The 7,206-nt window shown below is 31.0% G+C and carries 4 protein-coding genes; 1 reads left to right on the plus strand and 3 read right to left on the minus strand.

Features of this window, described 5'->3' with window-relative positions:
• Positions 1 to 124 precede the first annotated feature (124 nt).
• Positions 125 to 1,249 (plus strand): energy transducer TonB, encoded by a 1,125-nt coding sequence (locus MHN29_RS09125; RefSeq protein ID WP_235274175.1) that lies wholly within the window; start codon positions 125 to 127, stop codon positions 1,247 to 1,249.
• Between the two features lie 488 nt (positions 1,250 to 1,737).
• Here MHN29_RS09125 and MHN29_RS09130 read toward each other — a convergent pair whose 3' ends face one another.
• The 3 genes from MHN29_RS09130 to MHN29_RS09140 all read right to left on the minus strand — a co-directional run.
• A complete protein-coding gene (locus MHN29_RS09130; RefSeq protein WP_235274176.1) occupies positions 1,738 to 3,891 on the minus strand; it encodes an OmpA family protein in 2,154 nt (717 codons plus the stop codon).
• Positions 3,892 to 3,902: 11 nt separating this feature from the next.
• Positions 3,903 to 4,808, minus strand: a complete 906-nt coding sequence (locus tag MHN29_RS09135) for a type IX secretion system membrane protein PorP/SprF (protein ID WP_235274177.1) — start codon at positions 4,806 to 4,808, stop codon at positions 3,903 to 3,905.
• Positions 4,809 to 4,859: 51 nt separating this feature from the next.
• Positions 4,860 to 7,206 (minus strand): gliding motility-associated C-terminal domain-containing protein (locus MHN29_RS09140; RefSeq protein WP_239176071.1); only part of this gene is annotated, 2,347 nt, incomplete at its 5' end.

A 7,206-nucleotide genomic window follows, 5' to 3' on the forward strand; every position in this document is an offset into this window, starting at 1 on the left:
ATAGCAACAAGTTAACTTGTTTAAAAAAAAGTTTAAATAAGTTTGCTTGTCTGTAATTTTTTCATACATTTACAACCTAATAATACGTTAACCTTCTTGTTAACCCCTTAAATAGAGTACTATTATGAAGAAATTCCCTTTACTAGTGGCAGCTATGCTAGTGTCTACAATGGCTGTTTCTCAACAAGAAAAATGTGATACTCCTGATGATTCGATAGCAGATCCAAACAGTATAACGAAGTGTGCTATTGAAGATACTAAGGATGGAAATAAAAAGCAATTATCAATTAGTGTTTCTACAAGAAGACGTGTTGTTCGTAAGAACAAAGAAGCTGTTTCTGCTGTAGGAATTAATTCATCTCAAAAGGTTGCTGATATAAAGAAGAATTCTTTATTAATTGGTAAACTTGAATTAGATGATAGTTCTTCAAACATAGAAAGAATTCCTTTTAACTTAGTTGAAGAAATTCCTCTATTCTCTAAATGTAATAACGTACCATTAATCAAACAAGCAAAGTGTTTTGAAACTCAAATGTCTAAGCACATTATGAAGAATTTCAAATACCCACAAGAAGCTATTCAAAATGGTATACAAGGGAGAGTATTAGTTCAATTTACTATCAATGAAACTGGTAATGTTGAATCTATCCAAATGAGAGGTCCTAAAGGAGGAGAAATATTAGAAAACGAAGCTAGTAGAATTATAAGTAAATTACCAAAATTTATTCCTGGTAAGCACAATGGAAAAAATGTAAAAGTAAAATATGGTGTACCAATTACTTTTAAAGGTAATAATAGTACTGATAACACTGGAGCTGTTGCAGCTAAGAAAGTTGTTAAGAAAGCACCTGCTAAGAAAGTTAATACTGTTAAAGAACCTTTAATTACTGACTTTGTAAAATTTGCTGAAGTTCAAAGTATACCTCAGTTTAAAGCTTGTTTAAAAGTTTCTGATATGCAAAAAATCAACTGTTTTAATCAAAGAATGGTTAGCCATATTCAAAGAAACTTTAACTATCCTGATGCTGCAGCTGCACAGAACATTGAGGGAAGAGTATGGGTACGTTTTATCATAGATAAAGATGGTAAAGTAACTAACATAAGAATGAAAGGTCCAAAAAACGGTCACTTATTAGAACAAGAAGCTAAAAGAATGGTTTCTAAGTTACCTACTTTTGTTCCAGGTAAACAAAATGGAAAATTAGCAAATGTAGAGTATTATATCCCAGTAAACTTTACACTTAACTAGAATAAGGAATTCATAAATAACACAAAAAAACGAATCAAATAATTTGATTCGTTTTTTTTGTACTTATAATTACGCTAATAGAAGTTATTAAAAAATTAATAACATAATAACACAAATAAATTAGGTTTAATAATAGTTTGACTGGTAATTGGTATAATTACCTTGTAACTTTAATTTAAAGTTTAAAAGGTACTTTAAAGCCTTAAATTTGTAGTCTAGATGAAATATATTGATTTTGAAGACTTGAAAAGTCACATATAACTTAGTCAATACTCTATTAAGTTAAAAATTATTCTGGAATATACAACCCTCCTATTTTGTAAAGATTTTGTTTAAATACTCTATTTTAAGAAAACTATAGGGCAAAACATAAATATATAATCAAATGTTGATTATTAAGTACAAAAAAACCTTTTATAACTAAACTAAATCATTTGATTAAGAGCATAGCTACAAAAGGCATATAAGTTCAAATATTTGTTATCTATTTAATTTTTATAATTCTTTATAATCATATTCTTTTTGTCATTACAATCTCTTTCTGCATCTCTATAACATTTATTATCCTCTGCCCTATCACTTTTGGATTTTTTAAAATTCTTTCTTAAAAAATCTAAGAAATTATTTCTTTTAGATATTCTCTTTTGAACAGCAATCTTTTCTGCTTCTTGCCTAGCTTTAATTTTCTCAACTCCTTTTACTATATAGAAATAAGATCTTCTATTTTTTTGATGCTCCTCTTCTGTACATTTTCTTTTATTGGCATCATTACAATGATTTAATAATTGATCCTCTCCATATCCAATAGCACTGACAATTCTATTCTTTTTAATTCCCCTAGATAATATATAATCTCTAGTGGATTTGGCTCTTCTATCTGATAATTTTCTATTATAATCACTTGGACCTCTACTATCTGTATGTGACTCAATTTTAATAATTACCTCTGGATGATTAGTCATAACAGTTACAATATTTTCTAACTCATATTGTGCATCCTCTCTTATAATTGCTCTGTTATAATCAAAATAAATAGGATTTATTACTATTTGATTTCCAACAATAAGAGGTATTAAATTCAAATTAATTTTAGATGGCTGTTTTTTAACTAATTTAATCTTTCTTTTACCTGTTGTTTTGTGATCTAGTTTACTTGCAACTATACTATAACTTTTATCACATAAAACTTCAGTAAATACGTATTCTCCATTAATATTTGTTATAGCCTCTTTTATTACTTTACCTTGATTATCAAAAAGTTTAACAGTTGCTCCATCTACAGGTGTATTATTTACTGTTTCAGTTACTATACCATTAATAGATTGTCTGCAAATTGGTGGATCAGTATATATAAAGAAACTATATATATCATCATCTCCTTTTCCTTGCTTTCTATTAGATGAAAAGAATCCTTTTTTACCAGTTTTATCTATAAAAAATGAAAAATCATCTCTTTTACTATTGAATGGGTATCCTAAATTTTTAATAGGTGAAAAAATAGAATCACTTTTAATTTTCGATTGAAAAATATCTAACAACCCTAAACCTAAATGTCCATTTGAAGAAAAATATAAGGTATTGTCTTCTCCAATAAAAGGAAACATTTCTTTATCTGAAGTATTAATTGTTTCTCCTAAATTAACTGGTTCTCCGTACTCATCGCCATCTAAAATAGCAACTTTATAAATATCTGTTGCTCCAAAACCTCCAGGCATATTAGATACAAAGTATAATGTTTTTTCATCGGGGCTCAATGCTGGATGACCAACTGAATATTCATCTCCATTAAATGGCAATTCTCTTACATTCATCCAAAAACCGTTGATAAAATTAGCCTTATAGATTTTTAAGTTTGATGTATTTTTTTTGTCTCTACCTACTTTTTTACCACTTACATTATTTCTAGTAAAATAAATAGTCTTACCATCTTTGGTAAATACAGGTGTAGATTCATGATAATCTGAACTAATAGGTACATCTATCAAACGAGGTCTTACTAATGTTAAAACTGTGTCTTTTATATTTTCTTCTAATGTCTGAATTTCTTCTTCAGCACTATAAATATTTAAAAAGGGTTGGTTATTCCATTTATAAATTCTCTCCCTCTTTCCTCCTTTTGGCACTGCTGAAGTAAAATATGACTTACCGTTTAACAACATACCTCCAAAGTCAGAAAAAGGAGTATTAATCGCCAAATTTCTAACTCCTATTCTTACATTTTTATTCGATGAATAATCTAATAAGTAATTTTCTTTTTTAAGTTCTTCCTTTCTATTATTATTTTCTGATGAAGCTAATGTTAAAAAAATAGAATCTGATTTTTTATACTTACCATTACTTCTTAGAACTTGAGCATATTTAAATAAGTATCTATCTTCTAAATCATTTTTATATATAGATACAAGTTTTTGGTACCACTTTTCAGCTTTTTCAGTTTCAACATTATTATAATAAGAATCTGCTAAACGGCTTATTACGTGCTTAGAACTATCTCCTTTCTTCTCTATTAATGCTTTGTATAGTTTTGCTGATTGAACATAAGAAAACTCATCATAATAACGATCTGCTACTTTTTTGCTTTGTCCAAAACCAGCAATAGCCACCATTAATAATATTGGTAATAAAGTATTCTTTAAATTCATAAGATTTTATTTTAAAAAAATCGTGGAGATCTATATCTTATCTCTCTTAACAATTCATAACGTAACATTATTTCATGTGTTCCTGAATTAACAACGTTATAATTTGATGTTGTTAAATCATATGAATATCCTATTAACATTGAATCTGATACTTGAAATCCTAAAAGTCCACTTATAGAATCACCCCATCTCCAACCTAAACCAACTCTAAATTTTTCATTAAATAATAAATTAGCTGATACATCTAATGATAATGGTGCTCCTGAAACTCCTTTTAATAGAGCTGCTGGCTTAAATTTTAAATCTTCATTAATATCAAAAACATATCCTGCTATTAAGAAAAAGTGCATTCGCTCTACAGCTACTTCACCTACAGTAGTATCTGCATCATAATGTTCTTTTCTTAAGATATTAGGAACAGATAAACCAATATACCATTCGGGTTTGTGAAAATAAATACCAGCTCCTATAGTTGGTAAAAACCTATTTACAGGTGGAAAAGTCTCAGCATCTTGTACTTTTCCTTTAGTCCAGTCTATATTCAACCATCTACCTCCTAAACGTAAACCAAAGGCCAAATTTCCCAAATCACTTGTTTCTACTGTATAAGATACATTCGCATCTAAATAAATTTCATGCGACGGTCCTATTTTATCGTTTACTAAATTAACACCTAAACCTAAACCTGAATACCCTAAAGGAGTATCATAACTTAAATTTTGTGTTTCTGGAGCACCATCAAAACCAACCCATTGAGTTCTACCAATTGCTGTAATAACTCCGTGGCCTCGAGATCCTGCATAAGCTGGATTTACGCTCATAGTATTATACATGTATTGTGTATATTGAGGGTCTTGTTGTGCATTTATTATAAACACACAACATATGCTAAATACTAAGATTAGGTTTAATTTCATTTAACTTTAACTTTTATACATCAATTTATTCTACTGTTAAAATACTAATTTTTATCGATTTATGTAAATCCATCCTTTTCTTATTGGTGATCCATTACCTAAATTTAACTTATAGAAATAAGTTCCTACTGGTAATTTATCATCTACACTGATAGTTGCTCTTCCATTTGAAATACCTTCAAATCTCTTACTGCTATCAATATTTGAATAACCTTTTACTTTGTATACAATGTTACCCCAACGATTAACAATTTCAAGTGTATTGTTTCTATACTCAGGATTATCGATACATTCAATATGCAAATAATTATTTAAATTATCACCATTTGGACTCATTATATAATTTTCATCCTTAATACAGTCGTCATTATAGCCATCTCCGAATCCATCTAATCCATCTACACTATCAGATATACCATCTCCATCAGTATCAGTTCCACTATCTGTAACAATTCCATTACCTCCACTATTTGGGTCTGTTGCATCTGAATCATTATTAGGATCATTAGCATCTCCATGACCATCTAACCCATCTACACTATCAGCTATTCCATCTCCGTCTGTATCATCCAGTGGATTATCTACCTGACCATCTCCATCCATATCTGAATTTCCTCCTTCTACAACATCATTTACACCATCATCATCACTATCTAAATCTTGATAATCTGGAACTCCATCTCCATCTGTATCAACAACATCTCCATCTCCAGAGTTTCCTTCTCCAAATCCAGTTGCATCACCATCTACACTATCAGATATTCCATCTCCATCAGTATCTGATCCTCCTGTATCATTAGAATCGATAACTCCATCTCCGTTAGTATCAGATGATCCATTTCCACTTTCCACTACATCATTAATACCATCATTATCACTATCAAGATCTTTATAATCTGGAACTCCATCTCCATCAGTATCTGGTTCTTCATTTGCATCTACAGATCCATCAGCTTGGCCATCATTATTTAGATCTTCAAATCCAGAATCATTAGAATCAATAACTCCATCCCCATTAGTATCTAATGAACCATTTCCTCCTTCATCTACATCTAAGATACCATCATTATCACTATCTAAATCTAAGCTATCAATAATTCCATCTCCATCTGTATCTCCTGTTCCTTCTTCTGTGTCTGGAATTCCGTCATTATCATCATCTAAATCTATACTATCAGCAATTCCATCTCCATCAGTATCAATAGCATCTCCAAATCCATCTAAGGCGTCTTCACTATCTGATATACCATCTCCATCTGAATCTGTACCACTATCAGTAACAATTCCATTACCTCCACTATTTGGATCTGTTGCATCTGAATCATTAGGTGGATCATTTGCATCTCCATGTCCATTAAATCCATCTGAATTATCAGGAATACCATCTCCGTCTGCATCGTTCATTGAATCATCTATCTGACCATCTCCATCTCTATCTGGGTTTCCTCCTTCTACAACATCATTTACACCATCATCATCACTATCTAAATCTTTGTAATCTGGTACTCCATCTCCATCAGTATCAACAACATCTCCATCTCCAGAATTTCCTTCGCCAAATCCTGCTGTATCTCCATCTACACTATCAGCTATACCATCTCCATCTGAATCTGAACCTCCTGTATCATTAGAATCAATAACTCCGTCTCCATTGGTATCTGATGATCCATTTCCATTCTCTATCACATCATTAATACCATCATTATCACTATCTAAATCTTTATAATCTGGAACTCCATCTCCATCAGTATCAGGCTCTTCATTTGCGTCTACTGATCCATCTGCTTGACCATCATTATTTAGATCTTCAAATCCAGAATCATTAGAGTCAATTACTCCATCTCCATTGGTATCTAATACACCATTACCTCCTTCGTCTACATCTAGGATACCATCATTATCACTATCTAAATCTAAGCTATCAATAATTCCATCTCCATCTGTATCTCCTGTTCCTTCTTCAGTATCTGGAATTCCGTCATTATCATCATCTAAATCTACATTATCAGCAATTCCATCTCCATCTGTATCTATACAATTTACAGTTACTGTTTGAGCACATGTTATTACATTTCCTGCAGTATCGGTCACAGTCCAAATTACTGTAGTATTTCCTGCTGGGAAAATTGTAGGAGCATTATTACTTATAACAAGACTTCCTGAACTTGTGCAATTATCCATTGCTACAAGACTTCCTAAATTTATATCTGCCAGTGCTACACTACATCCTGTAGTTCCACTAACTGTTACATCTGCTGGACACGAATTGATTGTTGGATCAGTCGTGTCATTTACGGTGATTGTTTGTGTTACATTAATACTGTTTCCTGCCGCATCAGTTACACTATAAGTTCTAGTGATTACCTCTGGATTTGAGTTTCCATCACTTACATCACTT

The organism is Tenacibaculum sp. Cn5-46 (genome assembly GCF_022347705.1).
In the GTDB taxonomy this organism is placed as follows: domain Bacteria; phylum Bacteroidota; class Bacteroidia; order Flavobacteriales; family Flavobacteriaceae; genus Polaribacter; species Polaribacter aiptasiae.

What these genes read in the sequence shown, in the direction of transcription:
- MHN29_RS09125 (WP_235274175.1), top strand. Translation starts at nt 125, where the DNA reads ATGAAGAAATTCCCTTTACTAGTGGCAGCTATGCTAGTGTCTACAATG.
- MHN29_RS09130 (WP_235274176.1), bottom strand. Translation starts at nt 3,891, where the DNA reads ATGAATTTAAAGAATACTTTATTACCAATATTATTAATGGTGGCTATT.
- MHN29_RS09135 (WP_235274177.1), bottom strand. Translation starts at nt 4,808, where the DNA reads ATGAAATTAAACCTAATCTTAGTATTTAGCATATGTTGTGTGTTTATA.